At 62.6% G+C, this 17,729-nt stretch carries 21 protein-coding genes and 2 pseudogenes; 17 read left to right on the top strand and 6 right to left on the bottom strand.

Translation table 11 applies throughout. The features are described 5' to 3' along the window. Window positions 1-4 precede the first annotated feature (4 nt). The 8 genes and pseudogenes from ACESMT_RS15115 to ACESMT_RS15080 all read left to right on the top strand — a co-directional run bounded on the left by ACESMT_RS15115 (window position 5) and on the right by ACESMT_RS15080 (window position 6,796). A complete protein-coding gene (locus tag ACESMT_RS15115) occupies window positions 5-100 on the top strand; it encodes a hypothetical protein (protein WP_372827418.1) in 96 nt (31 codons plus the stop codon). Window positions 101-193: 93 nt separating this feature from the next. Then, window positions 194-436: pseudogene (locus ACESMT_RS15110) on the top strand (bacterioferritin); the annotation flags it as partial. 315 nt (window positions 437-751) lie between these two features. Further along, complete coding sequence (locus tag ACESMT_RS15105; RefSeq protein WP_372827416.1) at window positions 752-2,821, top strand: TonB-dependent siderophore receptor; 2,070 nt, start codon at window positions 752-754, stop codon at window positions 2,819-2,821. 20 nt (window positions 2,822-2,841) lie between these two features. Further along, window positions 2,842-3,612 carry a DUF4198 domain-containing protein gene (locus ACESMT_RS15100; RefSeq protein ID WP_372827414.1) on the top strand — a complete coding sequence of 257 codons (771 nt, stop codon included), beginning with the start codon at window positions 2,842-2,844 and terminating at the stop codon, window positions 3,610-3,612. A 133-nt stretch (window positions 3,613-3,745) separates the two neighbouring features. Next, window positions 3,746-4,027: an iron uptake protein gene (locus ACESMT_RS15095; RefSeq protein WP_372827413.1), complete on the top strand. Its 282-nt coding sequence runs from the start codon at window positions 3,746-3,748 to the stop codon at window positions 4,025-4,027. A gap of 14 nt (window positions 4,028-4,041) precedes the next feature. Next, window positions 4,042-5,649 carry a PepSY-associated TM helix domain-containing protein gene (locus ACESMT_RS15090; protein ID WP_372827412.1) on the top strand — a complete coding sequence of 536 codons (1,608 nt, stop codon included), beginning with the start codon at window positions 4,042-4,044 and terminating at the stop codon, window positions 5,647-5,649. Further along, entirely contained in the window at window positions 5,642-6,010 is a 369-nt protein-coding gene (locus tag ACESMT_RS15085) for a DUF3325 domain-containing protein (RefSeq protein WP_372827411.1), read from the top strand. Before ACESMT_RS15090 ends, ACESMT_RS15085 begins: the two co-directional genes overlap by 8 nt. Before the next feature lie 3 nt (window positions 6,011-6,013). Next, window positions 6,014-6,796 (top strand): FTR1 family protein, encoded by a 783-nt coding sequence (locus tag ACESMT_RS15080; RefSeq protein WP_372827410.1) that lies wholly within the window; start codon window positions 6,014-6,016, stop codon window positions 6,794-6,796. Window positions 6,797-6,804: 8 nt separating this feature from the next. Here ACESMT_RS15080 and ACESMT_RS15075 read toward each other — a convergent pair. After that, window positions 6,805-7,017 (bottom strand): annotated as a pseudogene (locus tag ACESMT_RS15075) (hypothetical protein); the annotation flags it as partial. A gap of 371 nt (window positions 7,018-7,388) precedes the next feature. On the opposite strand from ACESMT_RS15075, the gene ACESMT_RS15070 reads away from it, so the two are divergent. The 7 genes from ACESMT_RS15070 to hemP all read left to right on the top strand — a co-directional run bounded on the left by ACESMT_RS15070 (window position 7,389) and on the right by hemP (window position 12,114). After that, a complete protein-coding gene (locus ACESMT_RS15070) occupies window positions 7,389-8,141 on the top strand; it encodes a ZIP family metal transporter (protein ID WP_372827409.1) in 753 nt (250 codons plus the stop codon). Between the two features lie 46 nt (window positions 8,142-8,187). Then, window positions 8,188-9,204: a GTP-binding protein gene (locus tag ACESMT_RS15065; RefSeq protein WP_372827408.1), complete on the top strand. Its 1,017-nt coding sequence runs from the start codon at window positions 8,188-8,190 to the stop codon at window positions 9,202-9,204. Window positions 9,205-9,426: 222 nt separating this feature from the next. After that, a complete protein-coding gene (locus ACESMT_RS15060; protein WP_372827407.1) occupies window positions 9,427-9,684 on the top strand; it encodes a bacterioferritin-associated ferredoxin in 258 nt (85 codons plus the stop codon). Window positions 9,685-9,782: 98 nt separating this feature from the next. Then, window positions 9,783-10,508 carry an energy transducer TonB gene (locus ACESMT_RS15055; protein ID WP_372827406.1) on the top strand — a complete coding sequence of 242 codons (726 nt, stop codon included), beginning with the start codon at window positions 9,783-9,785 and terminating at the stop codon, window positions 10,506-10,508. A gap of 6 nt (window positions 10,509-10,514) precedes the next feature. After that, window positions 10,515-11,231, top strand: coding sequence for a MotA/TolQ/ExbB proton channel family protein (locus ACESMT_RS15050; protein WP_372827405.1), 717 nt, complete (start codon window positions 10,515-10,517; stop codon window positions 11,229-11,231). 32 nt (window positions 11,232-11,263) lie between these two features. After that, window positions 11,264-11,677 carry an ExbD/TolR family protein gene (locus ACESMT_RS15045; protein ID WP_372827404.1) on the top strand — a complete coding sequence of 138 codons (414 nt, stop codon included), beginning with the start codon at window positions 11,264-11,266 and terminating at the stop codon, window positions 11,675-11,677. Window positions 11,678-11,967: 290 nt separating this feature from the next. Continuing rightward, on the top strand, window positions 11,968-12,114 hold the full coding sequence (gene hemP, locus ACESMT_RS15040; protein ID WP_372827417.1) for a hemin uptake protein HemP: 147 nt from the start codon (window positions 11,968-11,970) through the stop codon (window positions 12,112-12,114). Between the two features lie 239 nt (window positions 12,115-12,353). On the opposite strand, the gene ACESMT_RS15035 is transcribed toward hemP, so the two are convergent. Then, complete coding sequence (locus ACESMT_RS15035) at window positions 12,354-12,761, bottom strand: heme-binding protein (RefSeq protein ID WP_372827403.1); 408 nt, start codon at window positions 12,759-12,761, stop codon at window positions 12,354-12,356. Between the two features lie 199 nt (window positions 12,762-12,960). Between ACESMT_RS15035 and ACESMT_RS15030 the strand changes: the two genes are divergently transcribed. Continuing rightward, a complete protein-coding gene (locus ACESMT_RS15030; protein WP_372827402.1) occupies window positions 12,961-13,650 on the top strand; it encodes a Bax inhibitor-1/YccA family protein in 690 nt (229 codons plus the stop codon). A 71-nt stretch (window positions 13,651-13,721) separates the two neighbouring features. Here ACESMT_RS15030 and rlmD read toward each other — a convergent pair whose 3' ends face one another. Then, window positions 13,722-15,212 (bottom strand): 23S rRNA (uracil(1939)-C(5))-methyltransferase RlmD, encoded by a 1,491-nt coding sequence (rlmD, locus tag ACESMT_RS15025; RefSeq protein ID WP_372827401.1) that lies wholly within the window; start codon window positions 15,210-15,212, stop codon window positions 13,722-13,724. Window positions 15,213-15,238: 26 nt separating this feature from the next. Between rlmD and ACESMT_RS15020 the strand changes: the two genes are divergently transcribed. Further along, window positions 15,239-15,448, top strand: a complete 210-nt coding sequence (locus tag ACESMT_RS15020; protein ID WP_372827400.1) for a hypothetical protein — start codon at window positions 15,239-15,241, stop codon at window positions 15,446-15,448. Window positions 15,449-15,473: 25 nt separating this feature from the next. Here ACESMT_RS15020 and ACESMT_RS15015 read toward each other — a convergent pair whose 3' ends face one another. The 3 genes from ACESMT_RS15015 to ACESMT_RS15005 all read right to left on the bottom strand — a co-directional run. Beyond that, window positions 15,474-16,382, bottom strand: coding sequence for a peptidoglycan DD-metalloendopeptidase family protein (locus ACESMT_RS15015; protein ID WP_372827399.1), 909 nt, complete (start codon window positions 16,380-16,382; stop codon window positions 15,474-15,476). A 99-nt stretch (window positions 16,383-16,481) separates the two neighbouring features. Beyond that, window positions 16,482-17,351: a protein-L-isoaspartate(D-aspartate) O-methyltransferase gene (locus tag ACESMT_RS15010; protein WP_372827398.1), complete on the bottom strand. Its 870-nt coding sequence runs from the start codon at window positions 17,349-17,351 to the stop codon at window positions 16,482-16,484. Then, a partial coding sequence (locus ACESMT_RS15005) for a 5'/3'-nucleotidase SurE (protein ID WP_372827397.1) occupies window positions 17,348-17,729 on the bottom strand: 382 nt, incomplete at its 5' end. The genes ACESMT_RS15005 and ACESMT_RS15010, both read right to left, overlap by 4 nt.

Raw genomic sequence — 17,729 nt, 5'->3', positions numbered from 1 at the left:
TTTGATGGCTCTCAGGCAAAAGTACGGCGACGACGAGCCGCAACTCGTCAGGCTCACGGGCCTGTACAACAATCTTCTGCGCCGTTGGTCAGAATGCTGAAGCCAAACGGAGGGGGAAGTCCCTTCGTCAACCAGCGCTTCCTCAGTAAACCCTCTGAATCCAAAATCCATCCGGGTTTCGTACTTGAACAGTATTGATAAGGACGTGCCTGAAGCGCTGGCCTGCGACCTGAAAGCAGAAACCAGTGCCCAGGCCACCATCAAGGACGGCATGGCCCACTGCGAAAGTGTGCGTGACTACGTGTCACGCGATCTGCTGCAGGGCATTCTGGACGACACCGAAGAACACATCGACTTCCTGGAAACCCAGATCGAGCTGATCTCCAAGGTCGGCATCCAGAACTACCTGCAAAGCCAGATGGGCGAGCTGAGCTGAACCCGCCGACTTGCGGCAAGCTGGAAAAGCGGGGGTGACCCCGCTTTTTTCATGTCGACGGTTGTTGCGCCCTTCTTGCGCCAGGGCGGACACGACATTTTTTAGCTCTACAGATGCGAATAGTTCTCATTATTGAGGTAAGATCGCCGCACCCGCCAGCCGACACCCAGAAGGTGTGAAGCCAGCCAGCAACTTTGTCTGAGCTTGTGCACCATGCCTCCTTTCTCCCCTTTATCTAAACAAAAACCTCCTCCAGCCCTTATTTTACGGTCGCATACAGCTATAAAATCGATAGCGAGCCTCACGCTAGCGCCGTTGGCACTGTGCCTGTCGCAACTGGCCGGCGCGCAAACCCTGCCGGCGATCACGATCAAGGAAGACGCCGCCAGGGAAACCGCGACCAGCCCTGTTTTCGGCTACCGGGCCAGCCGCTCGACCAGCAGCACCAAGACGGACACGCCGCTCAATGAAACGCCGCAGTCCATCTCCGTGATCACGCGCGAGCTGATCGAGGACCAGGGCGCGGCCAACCTGCAAGACGCGCTGCGCTATACCCCGGGCGTCTTTGCCAACACCTACGGTTTTGACAACCGCGGCGACTGGGCCAATATCCGCGGCACGGCTTTTGTGCAGTACCAGGACGGCCTGCGCATGCTGTTCGGCTTCTACAACAACATCCGCCCCGACCCCTACACGCTCGAGCGGGTGGAAGTGGTGCGAGGCCCGGCTTCGGTGCTGTACGGCCAGGGCGGCTTTGGCGGCCTGGTCAACATGGCGTCCAAGCGCCCGCAGGCGGACGCGCAAAAGCAGATCGACCTGTCGGTCGGCAGCTTTAACCGCAAGCAAGTGGCGGTGGACCTGACCGGCCCGCTCAATGCCGACGGCACCCTGCTCTACCGCCTGATCGCCCTGGGCCGGGCCAGCAGCAGCCAGGTGGACCATGTGCCCGACGACCGCAGCCTGTTGGCGCCCGCGCTGACCTGGCGGCCAGATGCACGCACCCGCGTCACGCTGTATGCGACCGCGCAAAAAGATTTGTCCGGCTCGTCGGTCGGCTTCTTTCCCTGGCAAGGCACGGTGTTGCCGGCCCCGCGCGGCCAGATTCCGACAAACGTCTTCATGAGCGAACCGGGCTTCGACGAATACCGGGCCGAGCAAACCATGTTCGGCTACGAAGCCTCGTACCAGCTCAACGACACCTTTACCTTCCGGCAAAACCTGCGCAAGAGCGACAGCAAGGTGAGCTACAAGTCGCTGTATTCGCGCTTCGGCCCCGCACCGGTGCTCAATGCCGACGGCCAGACGATCAACCGGACCATCCTCAACCAGCAAAACGAAGCCGATGTGCTGACGGTCGACACCCAGCTACAGGCCAAATGGCGCAGCGGTCAACTGGAAAACACCTTGCTCGCTGGCTGGGACTGGCAGGACGTGACCCTGGGCGGCGGGCGGGCCAGCGCCAACGCGCCGGCCATCAACGTCTATGCGCCGGTGTATGGCAACTACACGCCGCTGGCCGCCGTGTCGGTGATTCCTACCGTGCAAACCCAGTCGGGCCTGTATTTACAGCACCAGGCCAAATGGAAGGAACGCTGGATTGGGGTGGTCGGGCTGCGCCACGACAAGGCCACCTCCGAAACCGGCACCGCCGCCGCTTCGAAGCTCGACAGCAGCGCTACCACTGGCCGCCTCGGTCTGGCCTATGCCAGCCCCGAAGGCTGGACGCCGTATGCCAGTTACTCGGAGTCTTTCGTGCCGGTGGCCGGCATCGATTTCTTCGGCCGGGCCTACAAACCGCAAACCAGCCAGCAGCAGGAGCTGGGCCTGAAATACCAGCCCCCGGGCAGCAACTCCAGCTATACCGCTGCGGTCTACAACATCCGTGAGACCAACCGCCGCACGCCCGACCCGAGCAACCCGCTCAACCAGGTCCAGGTTGGCGAGGCACGCATCATGGGTTTCGAGCTGGAGGCCAACGTGGCCCTCTCGCGCGCCTTTGACGTGTTGGCCGGCTACAGCAGGGCCGATGCGAAAGTCACGCGGTCCAACACCGCTGCCGAGCTGGGAAAACGGCTATCCAGCGTGCCCGGCGAGCAAGCCTCGCTGTGGGGCCGCTACAAGTTCATGCTTGCCGGCCAGGGCGGGTTTTCCGCAGGCGCAGGCGTGCGTTATGTGGGCGGTTCGTGGGACGGCCGCGACGTTCTCGAAACACCGGCTTTCACCCTGCTGGACGCCATGTTCGGCTACGAGCAGGGCCCCTGGAAAGCCACCTTCACCGTCAACAACCTGACCGACAAGGTGCATGTCACCACCTGCCTGAACCGCGGCGACTGCTTCTACGGGGCGCGCCGCGCCTTCGCGGCCAACCTGCGCTACACGTTCTGAAATTTTTTAAGGAGTCCACCATGCCAAGCCAACACCTGCCTTCTTTCAAATCCATCGCCTTCATCAGCGCCATGTTGCTGCTCGGCAGTGCCCAGGCGCATTACGTCTGGATCGAGCAGCCTGCGGCCGGCCAGAAAGCCGGCAACGCGACGTTCTTCTTTGGCTATTTCGGCGGAAACCTGCGCGAGGCTTCGCCTGGCCTGCTGGACAAATTCCCGAAGCCGGTGGCAATCAAGCTGACGGCCAAAGGCGAGCAGGCGCTGCCCGTCAGCAAAACCGCTGGCGGCTTTGCCATCGACGCGCGTGCAGCCAAGGGTGAGTCCATCGTGGCTGAAGAGCCGGGCTACCCACTCAGCGAGCACAAGGAAGAAGGTAAAACCGTGCGTAGCCTCTACCACCCCGCAGCCCGACTGGTGAAAGATTTCGCCAAGCAAGACCCCAAGCTGACGCTGGACCTGGTGCCCACTGGCAATGCAGGAAAAGACGGCGTGGAAGTGCAAGCCTTCTACAAAGGCCGGCCCTTGGCCAAAGCCAAGGTGGAAGTCGTCACCGCTTCCGGCTGGTCACAAACGCACCACAGCGACGAAACCGGCAAGCTGCGTCTGCAGATGCCCTGGCGCGGCACCTATGTACTGAAGTTGAGCCACAGCGACAAAACTGCCGGCGAGCGGGTTGCGGCCAGCGGTCCGGAAAAATACGACCGCGCCAGCTACGTCACCAGCCTGACGCTCATGCAGCCAGCAGGCATCGCCGCGCTGCCCGCGCCACCGCCCGCCACGCCGAACAAGTGAAAGGGATAAGGCAGATGCGCTGTTTGGTCTGGAATTTCAAGACAAATAGGCCTCCAGCCCTTTGGGGACGGGCGCGAGCAGCTATTATTTTTATAGCAAATCGCCGAGGAGCCCCCAAAACGGAGCTCGCCCAATGAGCTGGCCCAGCCCGCGGACGCGCGTGGCCTTGCGTGTCGCGGCTGCGGTCATCGGCGGCTATGCATGGACGGCCTCCTGGGTGGCGCTACTGGCCGCACTGCTGCCGGCCGCCGGAATGGCGCGAAGCGACGCGGTGGTGCTGGCGGCCATGCTGGGCTTTGTGATCTACCTGCTGGTGCTGCTCTGGGGTTTCAGTATGCGCAGCCTGGCACGGCTGTGGGCGGTGCTGGCGGGCGGCACCGTGCTGCCACTCTTGGTTCTTTGGTTGATGCGGTAAAGGAAATTTGCACCATGGAACCCACCTTTCGCAAATCCATGGCCTGCCTGCACACCTGGGCCGGCGTGGTCATTGGCAGCCTGCTCTTTGTGATTTTCTGGATGGGCACGCTCAGCGTGTTTGACCGCGAGATTGACCGCTGGATGACCCCCTCCACCCGGCTGCCTGCCGCCGTGGCGCAGCAGCGGTTCAGCTTTGACGCCGCCGCCCGCGCCGCCCAGCCCCTGGTGCAGGGCTCGCCGCAGTGGTTTGTGCGCCCGCCGAGCCAGCGTGTGCCGGCAGTCGAGCTGCGCTGGCGCAGTGAATCCACCAAGGCATTCGAGCGCCGCTACCTGCACCCGCAAACCGGCGCGCTGCTGGAGCATACCGACACGCTGGCCGGCACTGGCTTCATTTTTCCCTTCCACTTTGGCCTGCACATCAAGTGGAAGAACGTGGGCTATTGGCTGGCGGGCCTGGCCGGCATGGCGATGATGGTACTGGTGGTCAGCGGCGTGGTGATCCACCGCAAGATCTTCATAGACTTCTTTTTGTTCCGGCCGAAAAAGCAGCTGCAGCGCGCCAGCCTGGATTTGCACAACCTCACAGGCGTGCTGGCCCTGCCCTTTCATTTCATGATCGCGCTGTCGGGCCTGGTGATCTTCATGAACATCTATTGGCCCAGCGCCATGCACGGCCCCTATGCGCGGGAAGCCAAGCCCGAGGATGCCTTTTTCGCCGAGGCTTACGGAAGCTATAAACGCGCCAAGGCAGGTGCGCCCGCCGCCACCGCGTCGGCCTCGCTGGACGCCATGGCGAGCACCGCGCGGCGCGAATGGAACGGCGGAGAGCCCTTCTTCGTGCGCGTGTGGCACCCCGGCGACGCGAACAGCTATGTCGAGATGCGCCGCAGCTACGAAAACGCGGTGACCATGAATGTCGATACCTTGAGCTTCGACGCCACCACCGGTGCCGTCTTGAGCTGGCACACCGCCGCGCCAGTGATGGGGGTGCAGCGCTTCATCTCCGGCCTGCACTTCATCCAGTTCCGCCACTGGACCTTGCGCTGGCTGTACTTTGCTGCGGGCCTGGCGGGCTGCGTGATGATTGGCACCGGCTTTTTGTTCTGGCTGGAGGCGCGGCGCACCAGCCATGCCAAAAAGGGCCTGCCCGGGGTGCGCATGGTGGAGGCGCTCACGGTGTTCAGCGTGCCCGGCATCATCGCCGCCACTCTGGTTTTTTTTAGCGTCAACCGTCTACTGCCACTGGACGCCGCGCTGGCGGGCTATGACCGCTCCGAGCTGGAGGTTTGGGCGTTTTATTTGTTCTGGCTGGCCGCTCTGGCGCACGCCGCGCTGCGCGGGCGCCGCGCCTGGCACGAACAAACCTGGGCCGTGGCGGCGCTGGCTGTCACAGCCGTCGTATTGAACTGGATCACCACCGGCCAGCATCTGGGCCACACCTTGGGCCATGGCTTGTGGGCGGTGGCGGGCATGGACTTGCTGCTTTTGGTCGGTGCCGGCGTCGCGGCCCTGTCGGCCCGGCACCTGACACGCAAGGCCCGAACTTTTCAAACCGGCATTGCCCAAGACCCGCAGTTCCCTGCACCCGCGCAACCCGGCAACAAGGCCAGCCATGCGTGAAGTGTTACTCCTCTTGTCGGCCTGCGTCCTCATGTTCCTGGGCTTTGCATGGTTGGCCCTGAGCCAGCAGCGGCATGCGGAGCGTGTTGCTGCATCAAATCGATCACGCGCCCTTGCCAGTCGGGCGCAACGTGCTATCGGTTTAGTAGCAATTACCTTGGGCTTGCCGTGCTGCATGGCCTCACAGGGCGGCAGCTTTGGCAGCCTGCTGTGGGCGATGTTGCTGCCAGCCTGCGCCATGGCGGTGGCTTTCACGCTGACCTGGCGGGCGCATTGGCTGCGGCCACTGGCGCGGGCCGCCGAAAAAGCTTTTTCACGCTCTGCTTCTGCTTCTGCTTCTTTTTCACCATTCGAGAGATAAACCATGTTTCAAACCCTTCTGATCGCTTTTCGCGAGGGCCTGGAAGCCTTGCTGGTGGTGGCCATTGCCACGCTCTACCTGCGCAGGACCGGCCGCGTGCACCTGCTGTCGGCGATTCGCAGCGGCGTTGCGGTGGCGGCGGTGTTGTCGCTGGCCCTGGGCTACGTCCTGTCACGCATCGGCGCCCTGTCGCCCACGGCAGAAGGCGTGATGGCGCTGCTGGCAGCAGCGGCGGTGGCCTGGTGCGTCATGCACATGCGCAACGCCGGCAAGACCATGGGCCGCGAAATCAGCGCCCGCCTGGACCAGGCCAGCGTGCTGGACGGCTCCAGAGCCTGGCTGGCCGTTTTTGCTTTCACGTTGTTCATGGTCGGCCGGGAAGGTATGGAAACCGCCACCATGCTGGCCTCGCTGGCCTCCAGCGCCGAGCTGGGCTACATGGTCTGGGGCGGCGTCATCGGGCTGGCACTGGCCATCGCCATCGCGGGGGCCTGGGTGCGCTACGGCAAGGCTGTGGACCTGGGACGCTTTTTCAGCGTCACCGCCTGGTTCATGATTGCGTTCGCGCTGCAGCTCGTCATTTACGCGCTGCATGAGTTCACCGAGTCGGCGCTGGTCCCCGGCATCGACAACGCCTGGTGGCACGCCGCCACGGAAAACCTGGCCGAAGGCATGATCGCTCAGGCCATCTCGCTGGCGCTGGTCATCGTGCCCACCGTCTGGCTGGTCGTGGCGCACTGGCAGGACAGGCGCAATGCGCGCGTGACCACCAGTAACGCCGCCTGACCGAAAGGTCAAAAGTCGAACTTTGCCGCCACCTCAAACGTGCGCCCCGGCGCCAGCAGCACCTGACTGGTCGAGCGCCCCGTGTAGCTGGCATACAGCTTGTCCGTCAGGTTGCGGACACGAAAGGTCAGCAGCGCGGGTTTGAGCCGGTAACTGATCCAAGCTTCTGCGGTGGTGTAGCCGTTGATCTGGATGGTGTTGGCGGTGTCGGTGTACATCTGCTGGTACCAAACAGCTCAGCAGGTGCGGCGCGACACGCCTGGAACGGCCCACCCACCCGGGCGCTCTGGTGCTACTATTTTTATAGCTGCTCGCGCAGACTGCGTAAGGCCTGCATGCTGATTTGGCTCTTAAAATTCTCATCAAAGGCTCTGTCACAGAGCGCGACGGACTCTCACACTGATGCGCGGCCTCGTGCTGCAACGTCAACACTGCATCGATCTTGATTCGGTATTGGGACGATGGCCCATGGGGTGAAGTAAAAATGCCGGAAGGCTTTTAGCGCAACTAAGTTGCATTAAACTCCAAGTGTTTTCGCAACTAAGTTGCAATTTCATGCATCAATTGCCTGCCGCACCAATTTTTTTTCTCTATGACCCTGTTCTACATTCTTGTTGCAACCCTGGCCGCTGGCTTGTTCTCCGTTTTGCTGGCAGCGACGGTTGCCCTGACCTGGCTTCCGCGTTTTGCTGACCGAATGGTGGCTTTCGCAGTCGGGCTTTTGCTAACTTTTGCGTTTACCGACCTGTTGCCTGAGGCCATGCACCTGGGCTTCGACCCGCGTGAGGTCGGCCTGGTGCTGCTCGGGGGCTTGCTGGCCTTTTTCATGCTGGAAAAAGTGGCACTTTGGCGCCATGACCACCGCCATGCCCAGGGCTTGCCCAGCCACTCGCCACGCGTAGCCATGATTGTTGTCGGCGACGGTTTGCACAACTTCGTCGATGGTGTGTTGATCGCTGCAGCCTTCCTCACTGACCCCGTGTTGGGGTGGACCACAGCACTGGCGGTGCTGGCGCACGAGATTCCGCAGGAAATGTCAGACTTCATGGTGCTGCTCAGTGCTGGCGTGGAAAAACGCCGGGCCTTGCTGCTGAACGCGCTTTCTGGCCTGGCGATGGTGGCCGGCGGCGTGTTGGGCTATATCGCCCTGCACCAAGCCGAGACAGCGATCCCCTACGTGTTGTCGGTGTCGGCCGCCAGCTTTATCTACATCGCTGTGGCCGACCTGGTGCCGGAGTTGCACCGCAAACGCCAGCCGGCCGACTGGCTGAGCCAGGGCTTGTTACTCACGCTGGGCCTGGGCACGGTGCTGCTGATCGGCGAGCTTTTGCCGCATTCACACTGACCGCCCACCCTGATTCTTACTATTTCTTGCACTAACCGGAGCCCCTATGAGCCTCATTCCCGTCACCATCCTCACCGGCTTTCTGGGCAGCGGCAAGACCACGCTGCTCAACCACATTCTGAAAGCCGACCACGGCCACCGCATCGCGGTGATCGAAAACGAATTCGGTGAAGCAGGCATCGACAACGAGCTGCTGGTGCAGGACCGTGACGAGCAGATCGTCGAGATGAACAACGGCTGCATCTGCTGCACTGTGCGTGGCGACCTGGTGCGTATTTTGGGTGAGCTGGCGGACAAGAAGAAGGAAGGCAAACTCAGCTTCGATCACATCGTGATAGAGACCACGGGCCTGGCCGACCCGGCGCCCGTAGCGCAAACTTTTTTTGTCGATGACAAGGTCATGCAAAACTATTTGTTGGACGCCATTGTCACTCTGGTCGATGCCAAACATGCGCCGCAGCAACTGGACGAACATCATGAGGCGCAGGAACAGGTCGGTTTCGCCGACCGGGTGCTGCTGACAAAGACAGACCTGGTCGATCCAGCCGACGTGGAGGCGCTGCGCCAGCGCCTGGTGCGCATGAACCCGCGCGCCAAGATCGGCGAGTCGCGCAACGGCGTGGCCCAGGTGGACGACCTGCTGGACATTCGCGGATTTAACCTCAATGCCATCCTGGAGATCGAGCCTGAGTTCCTGAACGACGTGAGCCACGAACACGACGACGACGTGACGTCCTTCGTCTTTCGCGAGGACCGGCCGCTGGATCTGGATCGGCTGGAAGACATGCTGGGCGTGATGGTCAAGCTCTACGGCACGCAGATGATGCGCTACAAGGGCGTGCTGAACATCGCTGGCAACGAGCGCCGCGTGGTGTTCCAGGGCGTGCACATGCTGATGGGCGCCGACATGGGGCCATTGTGGAAGCCGGGCGAAACGCGTTTCACCAAGATGGTATTCATCGGCAAGGAGTTGCCCAAAAACATCCTGCTGCAAGGGCTAGCGGGCTGCGTGGCTAAGGCGCCAGCGGCGAACGCACGTGCAAAGAAGGCACCGCGCAAATGAGAAAAGTGCTCGCTGTCACGGCCGCCGTCGCAGCGTTGCCCGTGCAGGCGCAGCCGGATCGGCGCGCTGGTCGCGATCCACGACCTCGCGCTGGCCTACACGCCGATGCCCGGCAAACAATTTTTGAGAAAAAAGTGACCTTTCGGACTTTAGGTGATTGCAAATGCGACAGATTCGCATTTATAATAACGTCACCTAATTTACCAACCAGCCAGCCAATCCATGATCGTTTGTGTTTGCCGCCGAATCTCCGACCGCGAAATTGCCCGCCACGCCCGTGCTGGTATGGGTTTTGACGAGATCCAGTTTGAACTGGGTGTCGCCACCCAGTGCGGCCAGTGCGAAGGCTGCGCGCGTGACGTTGTCGCGCAATGCAGTGCCATTTGCCCGACCGCCAACATCAAGCTCGCCGCCCATCCCCTGGAAGGCAACGCATGGAATCCTCCCTCACCGTTTTTGCAACTCTCGCCGGCAGCCTGATCCTGGCTGTCAGCCCGCTCTGGTGGATTTTTCGCCGCTGATGCGCCCGCCGCACCGGCACCCGGTGCGCTCAGCCGTCCGCATCCACTAGACTTCCCATGAACGCCTCCGTCATTTCGGGCTCCCCCGCCCTTGAACCTCCAACAACGCCCGTGCGCCTGTTCCTGAACCGCAACATCGTCATCGCCACCAGCGTGGTGGTGGTTCATGTGGTCGTGCTCTGGGCCTTGCAAAACGGCCTGCTGCGCCGTGCAGCCAAGATCGTGGTGCCGGCGGAGATCCTGACGCGCATCATCGAGATCGAGCCGCCCAAAGTGGCCCCTGCGCCACCGCCCCCGCCGCCCCCACCGCCGAGCCAGCCCGCGCCCACACGGCCAAAGATGCAGCCGCCACCCATGCCGGTCGCTATCCGCGATCCAATGCCAGCACCGAACGCGCCCACCGGCGCGGTCGAGCCGCTGCCCCCGGCACCGCCCATCGCCGCACCGGTGGCGCCCGCACCCGCGCCGCCTGCTCCGCCGGCAGCGCCGCGACTGGTAGAGATCACGCAAGGCGAAACCGACTACATCAAGGCGCCCAGGCCGGTCTACCCTTCGCTCAGCAAGCGCAATGGCGAGTCCGGCGTGGTCATCATCGCTGTGTATTACAACGCCGCTGGCCGTGCCCTGCGCGCCAATGTCCTCAAGTCCAGCGGCTTTGAGCGCCTGGACCGCGCGGCGTACGACGCGGTGATGGGTTCGCAGGTCACGCCTTTCCGCCGTGCAGGCACCGGTGAAAACACCGAGTTCCTGCTCAAAGCCCCGATTAATTTTGTTCTGGAGTGAGAAGTCATGAATTCACAATTTGGCTTGATGAGCGTCTGGACGCAGGGCGACTTTGTCACCAAAGCGGTCGCCGTAATGCTGCTAGGCATGTCGCTGGCGTCCTGGATCGTCATCATCATCAAAACGCTGGACCTGCTGAAATACAAAAAGGTGGCCAGCACCGCCGAGGACTTCTGGCACAGCGAAGACTTCGCCGCTGGCCTGACCAGGCTCGGCAGCGACCCGTCCAACCCGTTTCGCCAGCTCGCCATTGAAGGCCGCGAGGCCACCGCGCACCACCGCAACACCAAGGCGCACCTGCATGACGCACTCGATGTGAGCGACTGGGTCACGCGCAGCCTGCGCAACAGCATGGACGAGTTCACCTCGCGCCTGCAGTCGGGCCTGGCCATCCTGGCGTCCGTGGGTTCCACCGCGCCCTTCGTCGGCCTGTTCGGCACCGTCTGGGGCATTTACCATGCGCTGCTGGCCATAGGCACCGCCGGCCAGGCAACCATCGACAAGGTGGCCGGCCCGATTGGCGAGGCGCTGATCATGACGGCGCTGGGCCTGGCGGTGGCGATTCCTGCCGTGCTAGGCTACAACGCCCTGGTGCGCGGCAACAAGGGCGTGCTGCAAAAACTCAGCCGCTTCGCCCACGACCTGCACGCCTATTTCGTCACTGGTGCCCGCGTCAACAGCGCCAGCGGCCGGGCCAATGTCGTGCCGATGAAAAAAGCCTGATCCCCTGACACCCACCCTAAGCGAGAAACACCATGGCTTTTGGAACCCAGGATGACACCGACGAGGTGATGAACGAGATCAACATGACGCCCCTGGTGGACGTGATGCTGGTGCTCCTGATCATCTTCATCATCACCGCGCCGGTGATGAAACACGCGGTCAACATTGACCTGCCGCGCGCCACCAACGAGTCGCAAAACGTCAAGCCAGAGACCGTGCGCCTGACGGTGGATGCCCAGGGCAGCTACTACATCAACGAGTCGCCGATTGCCGACAAGGACCTGGCGCCGCGCTTTCAGGCGGCAGCTTCGCAGAACCCCCAGCCCGAGCTGCACATCCGCGGCGACAAGGCCGTGCGTTATGAACGCGTGGCCCAGGCCATGGCGGCGGCACAGTTGTCCGGACTGCGCAAAATCGGCTTCATCACCGAGCCCGATACGCCCTGAACCTCACCGCTTCGCGCTGGCGTCGCGCCCGGCCCCTCACGGTCCCGGGCGTTTTGCAGGCGCGGGCAGCACGCAAATGCCCGCCATGCGCCGACGCGCTTGCGCCCCTGCCCCTCCCGGCGCGAACAAAAGAAATTCCGCCAAAAAAATCAGGTTTTGTTGTTGACTTCTAATTGCGAATCATTATCATTACGATAACGACAACTCACCAGGTAAATACCATGTCACTCGCCCTCCACTCCACCACCCTGAGCCTGCCTTCCCGCGCCGCCCGCCAGCCAGAGCTGGCCATGTCTGCACCGCGAGCCGCCGAGTCCGGCAGTGTGCTGGAAAGCACCGAAATCCTGCGCGGCGAGAAAGCCGTCGAAATCAAGCACAACGGCCTGACCTACCGCCTGCAGGCCACCCGGCTCGGCAAGCTGATCCTGACCAAATAAGCGGCGCGCCGCACCGAGTTTCATCGTGGGGCGATCCGAGGCTTACCCAAGCCTCACAGGTCGTTTTTTGCCAGCCAGCCATGGCCCTTCCGGCCCCTGCAGTAGCCAGGCTTTTTTTACCCACGCCAATGTGCAAAAAGCCGACCTCGGGTCGGCTTTTTTGTGTCAAATCGGGCTATAGCCTTTGCCCAGCGGGCGTTATCAGCTATTTATTAAATAGCAACGTCGCCCCGCGATGCTTACAAGCCGATGGCTGCCATGCCAGCGCGCGCGACCTGCGCATCTTCGCTGGACTTGACGCCGCTGACGCCGACCGCACCCAGGCACTGGCCGTCTTTCATGATGGGCACGCCGCCTTCAAGCAGGCCCTTGAGCTCCGGCGCGCTCAGGAAAGAGACGCGCCCGCCGTTGATCATCTCTTCGTAAATCCGGCTTTCGCGCCGGCCCAGCGCCGCTGTGTGGGCCTTGGCCGGTGCAATGTGGGCCGAGATGGGCGCGGCACCATCGAGCCGCTGCAGGTGCAGCAAGTGGCCGCCGTCGTCAACGACGGCAATCGTCACCGCCCAGCTGTTCTTGACGGCCTCGGCGGTAGCGGCTGCGGCTATCGCCTGAACGTCGGCGAATTCCAGCACTGTTTTTGATTTCATGTCTTTTTCCAGAAGTTTGTTGAGCCAAACCCCAAAGCATACGCAAGTTTTGTGGCATTCCAGACCGCGATTGCCTTTACCCAAACTTGTAGAACCCTGACAAAAAGTAAGGGGTGCGCAGGGTTATTGCCTTGAAATGCAGGCCAGACCCCTAAAATGAAGTTGCCTGCATTTGCTGGCCCTTAATAGAGAAGACCCCATGAATGAAAATATCCAAACCCTTGACCGCAGCTACGTTGGCTCGGCCGAGCAGCGCAACCGGGTTTTGCGCAACACCTACTGGCTGCTGGCCCTGAGCATGTTGCCCACCGTGCTGGGCGCCTGGGTCGGTGTGGCCACGGGCATCACCGCCTCGCTGACCGGCGGCTTGGGCCTGATTGTGTTTCTGGGTGGCGCCTTCGGTTTCCTGTACGCCATCGAAAAAACCAAAAATTCTGCGGCCGGCGTGCCTGTGCTGCTGGCCTTTACCTTCTTCATGGGCCTGATGCTCTCGCGCATGATCGGCATGATTCTGGGCTTTCGCAACGGCTCTGAACTGATCATGACCGCCATGGGCGGCACGGCCGGTGTGTTCTTTGTGATGGCCTCGCTGGCCAGCGTGATCAAACGGGACCTGTCGGGCATGGGCAAATGGCTGTTTGTTGGCGCCCTGGTGGTGATGGTTGGCGCCATCATTAACGTGTTTGTCGGCTCCACCGCCGGCATGATGGCGATCTCGGTGGCCGTGATCGGCATTTTCAGCGCTTACATGCTGTACGACCTCAAGCAGATTCTTGACGGCGGCGAAACCAACTACATCAGCGCCACCATGCGCCTGTACCTTGACCTGTTCAACGTGTTCCAGGCCCTGCTGGCCCTGCTGGGCATCATGGGCGGCGAACGCGACTGATCCGCTTCGCTCCAGACCGAAAAAAGGGGGCCTTTGGCCCCCTTTGCCTTTTCCTTTTTTCTTTTTCGGTTTCAGGCCAGGTTCAGGTCAAAAACAGCAATCGATTCGACATGCGCCGTATGCGGGAACATGTTGACGACGCCGGCTGAGCTGCAGCGGTAACCCGCATCATTCACCAATACGCCCGCGTCACGCGCCAGCGTGGCTGGGTTACAGCTCACATAGACAATACGCGCCGGCGGCGTCCAGCCGCCTATCTGCAGGTTTTGCTGGCCCTCCCCCTCGTCGCAGGGCACGCCGGTGCGCAGTTGCTGCTGCAACGCCGCGAGCGACTTGAAGAGTTCGTAAGCGCCTTCCCGCGGTGGGTCAACCAGCCATTTGTCGGCAGCGCCGTCCGCCACCAGCATGCCTGGCGTCATTTCGAACAGGTTGCGTGCTACAAATTTGGTAGCTGCCAGCGCCCGTCCTCCATGGGCCGGAGCCTTGTTTGACGCGTAATTTTCGCGCGAACGGGCAACCAGGGCCTCGCTGCCCTCAATGCCCAGCACCTCGCGCGCCTGGGTGGCCAGCGGCAAGGTGAAGTTGCCCAAACCGCAAAACCAGTCAATCACGCGTTCCGCGCCCTGCACGTCCAGCAGGCGCAACGCGCGCGACACCAACACCTGGTTGATGTGCGGGTTGACCTGGGTGAAATCGGTGGGCCGGAAAGGCATGGTGATGCCGTAGACCGGCAACGCGTAGCCCAGTTGCTGTGCGGGATCGGTCGTCTCATCGAGGAGTTTGACGGTATCCGGCCCGCCCGACTGCAACCACCACTGCAGACCCGGATGCACCGCCGCAAAAGCGCGCAGCCTGGCCACATCGCCTTCGGACAGCGGCTCCATGTGGCGCAGCACCAGGGCGGTGATGTCATCGCCGCAGGCCAGCTCGATCTGCGGCAGGGTTTCTTTCGCGTCCATGGCGCCGATCAGCGCACGCAGCGGCAGCAGCAAATCGCTCACATATCGGGGCAACACATGACACTCGCGTATGTCGGCCACGTAGCCGCTCTTACGCTCGTGAAAACCAACCAGTACCTCGCCCTTCTTGCGCACAAAACGCACCGACAGCCGCGCACGGTAGCGGTAGTTCCAGGCCGGCCCTTCAATGGGACGCATCACGTTGTCGGCCTTGAGCCTGCCCAGGTGCCAGAGGTTGTCTTCGAGCACGCGCTGCTTGACCGCGACTTGCGCTGCGACATGCAGGTGCTGCATCTTGCAGCCGCCGCAGGCGCCGATGTGCAGGCCGAAATGTGGGCATTGCGGACGCACACGCTGCGACGACTCGCGAAGCACCGCCATCAGTGTGGCTTTTTCAAATGCAGGTTTCTTGCGGTACACGCTGACGCTGACCTCTTCGAAAGGCAAGGCGCCATCGATGAACACCACCTTGCCGTCTTCGCGGTGGGCGATGCCCTGGGCTTCGATGTCGAGCGATTCGACCGTCAATATATCGGGGGGATAGTCTGCCTGCGACGCGGCAAGGGCGGGGTTGTGCGGTTTGTTCTGTTTTCTTCGGGCCATCCCGCATTGTCTCAGGCCGCGCTGTCATGGCCCGCTCCTCCACCATGACACGGAGCGGCTTGAGGGAACTGCGCATTGGCATCGACGCGAGTGACATGAATCGCACCATCGCGCGCTACACCCAAGGCGGCTTTGTTGAACTCCCGGGCACCGTCAGCCCGATGGACTTGCTGCTGACGTTCACCGGCACGGGTTATGACGACTTCCCCGGCGGGCAGGACCCCTTGCCGACCTGATCGATGCAGCGCGGGATGCGCCAGCTTATTTTGCAGGCAGGTACTTCGCCGGGTCCACCGGCTTGCCTTGGCGGCGGATCTCAAAATGCAGCTTTACGCGGTCGGCGTCGCTGTTGCCCATCTCGGCAATTTTCTGGCCCTTGCGCACCGACTGGTCTTCCTTGACCAGCAGGGTCTGGTTGTGCGCATACGCGCTCAGAAAGGTGTTGTTGTGCTTGAGAATGATCAGGTTGCCGTAGCCGCGCAGACCCGCGCCGGCATACACCACGCGGCCGTCGGCCGAGGCCATGACCGCATCGCCGGCCTTGCCGGCAATGTCCATGCCCTTGTTCTTGGCTTCGTCAAAACCAGCAAGCACCTGGCCCTGCGCCGGCCAGATCCAGGCCACGTCCTCGTCGTTGCCTGCTGACTGTGCCGGGGACGTCGAAGCGGGCTTGGCGGGCGCGCTGGCGGCTTGCGCGGGCGTGACCGGGGCCGGCGTGGCCGCGCCGGACGTCACAGGCCGTGTCACCACACCGACGTTCTCGACCGGCGGCTGCACGCGCAACACCTGGCCGACTTCGATGAGGTTGGGGTTTTCAAGGTTGCTCCAGCGCCCGATGTCGCGCCAGTTCTGGCCGGTGTCCAGCCCGATGCGAATCAGCGTGTCGCCGGGCTTGACCGTGTAATAGCCGGGCTTGCCAGCGTTCTCAAATCCGGGCAGCTGCTTGACGCCCGCCGGATCGACAGCCACCATCCCCGGGCGGCTCATGCCGGTGCCGCGGTCCTCGACCGGCGCGCGGTTGGGACCGCGTGTGCTGCAGGCCGACACCAGCAGCACGGCGGCGGCGAACAGGCAGATCAGACCCAGGCGAGCGGCGCCCTTGCCGGCGCGGGGCGCTTCAAGGGCCGTGGACGAAAACGCTGCCATGGAGAGCCCTGCTTGTTGATTCATTGATGTATTCACGTTTTCCAAATGCTGTGTGTGACAGGTGTGACGCGCGGCGCCGTTTTTGGTTCAGGACCGCCAGCGTGGGCTTTATCTGCGCCCGGCCTAGCTTGTCCCCGATTTTAGAGGCACAAAGTGCACCGCTTCCAGAACGGTCTGGGTCACGCCCTGCGCGGTCTTGTCCAGCACCACCAGCGCCTGGGCGCCGCCAGCCGTGTGTATGGGCGCCACCAGGCGGCCGCCAATGGCGAGTTGCTCGACCCAGGCGGGGGGTATCGCCTCCCCGCCTGCCGCCGCAATGATGGCCGCATAGGGCGCGCCTTTGGCGTACCCGGCCATGCCGTCACCAAACAGCAGGTGCACATTGGCCAGCCTGAAGGCCCGCAGGTTCTCCCGGGCCTTGTCGTGCAGGCCGCGCAAACGCTCGATGCTGTAGACCTCGCTGGCCAGCTGGCCCAGCACCGCGGCCTGGTAGCCGCAACCGGTGCCGATTTCCAGCACGCGGCCCAGCTTGCCGGCGGGGGAGCCTGCGCCCTGGCGCAGCAGTTCGAGCATGCGCGCCACGACGTTGGGTTTGGAAATCGTCTGGCCCAGACCGATGGGAAGGCTGGTGTCTTCATAGGCCTGGTTGGCCAGCGCGGTATCGACGAAACGATGCCGCTCCACCTGCCCCATGGCGGCCAGCACCTGGGCATCGGAAATGCCCTGGGCAGCGAGCTTTTGAACCATGCGAAAACGCACCGCCCGGGAGTCCAGCCCGACACCGCTGGGCAACGCCGGTTTGGCTGGAAGTTTGGCATTAAAAATGCCTGTAGCCCTTTCAGGATGGGCGCGACCAGCTCCTTTTTTTGTAGCAGATGGAGTGCCGGCATCAGGCTCAAGGCGTACCGGGAAACCTGGTCGTCTGGCTGCGGCGCCTGCCGGTGCAGCAGAAGCGGCGGGCGCCTTGGCCGGAGGTTTCAATGGCGGCTTCATGCAGCGACGGGCGCAGCCGCGCTGTCCTGGGTGAGTTTGGCCGCAGTCTGCGCCCAGTAAGGCAGGCGCGCATGGTCGGTCAAATCCACCTGTAGCGGTGTGATGGCAACAAAGCCCTGTTTGGTGGCAAAAAAGTCTGTGCCCTCGCCCTCTTCCTTGGCCGGTCCCGCGCCGCCGATCCAGTACATGGTCTCGCCGCGCGGGCTGGTCTGCGTAATCACGCGTTCAGCCGCATGACGCCGACCCAGGCGGCAAACCTTGTAGCCCTGGAGCTGCTCATCCGGGAGGTTGGGAATGTTCACATTGAGCAGCCATGGCGCCACGGTCGGCAAGGCGCCCTCGGCAATTTTTTCGAGCGAGGGGATCAGTTGCTGCACC

The organism is Polaromonas sp. (genome assembly GCF_041689105.1).
Taxonomy (GTDB): domain Bacteria; phylum Pseudomonadota; class Gammaproteobacteria; order Burkholderiales; family Burkholderiaceae_C; genus Polaromonas.
The sequence above is the reverse complement of the archived record's forward strand: the minus strand, read 5'-3'. Positions and strand labels throughout refer to the sequence as shown.

Bases quoted from the DNA above. Each gene is read 5' to 3' on its own strand.
- ACESMT_RS15010 (WP_372827398.1), bottom strand. From the start codon at position 17,351: ATGAAGCCGCCATTGAAACCTCCGGCCAAGGCGCCCGCCGCTTCTGCT.
- ACESMT_RS15090 (WP_372827412.1), top strand. From the start codon at position 4,042: ATGGAACCCACCTTTCGCAAATCCATGGCCTGCCTGCACACCTGGGCC.
- rlmD (WP_372827401.1), bottom strand. From the start codon at position 15,212: ATGGCCCGAAGAAAACAGAACAAACCGCACAACCCCGCCCTTGCCGCG.
- ACESMT_RS15065 (WP_372827408.1), top strand. From the start codon at position 8,188: ATGAGCCTCATTCCCGTCACCATCCTCACCGGCTTTCTGGGCAGCGGC.
- ACESMT_RS15085 (WP_372827411.1), top strand. From the start codon at position 5,642: ATGCGTGAAGTGTTACTCCTCTTGTCGGCCTGCGTCCTCATGTTCCTG.
- ACESMT_RS15060 (WP_372827407.1), top strand. From the start codon at position 9,427: ATGATCGTTTGTGTTTGCCGCCGAATCTCCGACCGCGAAATTGCCCGC.
- ACESMT_RS15045 (WP_372827404.1), top strand. From the start codon at position 11,264: ATGGCTTTTGGAACCCAGGATGACACCGACGAGGTGATGAACGAGATC.
- hemP (WP_372827417.1), top strand. From the start codon at position 11,968: ATGTCTGCACCGCGAGCCGCCGAGTCCGGCAGTGTGCTGGAAAGCACC.
- ACESMT_RS15020 (WP_372827400.1), top strand. From the start codon at position 15,239: ATGGCCCGCTCCTCCACCATGACACGGAGCGGCTTGAGGGAACTGCGC.
- ACESMT_RS15035 (WP_372827403.1), bottom strand. From the start codon at position 12,761: ATGAAATCAAAAACAGTGCTGGAATTCGCCGACGTTCAGGCGATAGCC.
- ACESMT_RS15100 (WP_372827414.1), top strand. From the start codon at position 2,842: ATGCCAAGCCAACACCTGCCTTCTTTCAAATCCATCGCCTTCATCAGC.
- ACESMT_RS15115 (WP_372827418.1), top strand. From the start codon at position 5: ATGGCTCTCAGGCAAAAGTACGGCGACGACGAGCCGCAACTCGTCAGG.
- ACESMT_RS15095 (WP_372827413.1), top strand. From the start codon at position 3,746: ATGAGCTGGCCCAGCCCGCGGACGCGCGTGGCCTTGCGTGTCGCGGCT.
- ACESMT_RS15050 (WP_372827405.1), top strand. From the start codon at position 10,515: ATGAATTCACAATTTGGCTTGATGAGCGTCTGGACGCAGGGCGACTTT.
- ACESMT_RS15030 (WP_372827402.1), top strand. From the start codon at position 12,961: ATGAATGAAAATATCCAAACCCTTGACCGCAGCTACGTTGGCTCGGCC.
- ACESMT_RS15080 (WP_372827410.1), top strand. From the start codon at position 6,014: ATGTTTCAAACCCTTCTGATCGCTTTTCGCGAGGGCCTGGAAGCCTTG.
- ACESMT_RS15015 (WP_372827399.1), bottom strand. From the start codon at position 16,382: ATGAATCAACAAGCAGGGCTCTCCATGGCAGCGTTTTCGTCCACGGCC.
- ACESMT_RS15055 (WP_372827406.1), top strand. From the start codon at position 9,783: ATGAACGCCTCCGTCATTTCGGGCTCCCCCGCCCTTGAACCTCCAACA.
- ACESMT_RS15070 (WP_372827409.1), top strand. From the start codon at position 7,389: ATGACCCTGTTCTACATTCTTGTTGCAACCCTGGCCGCTGGCTTGTTC.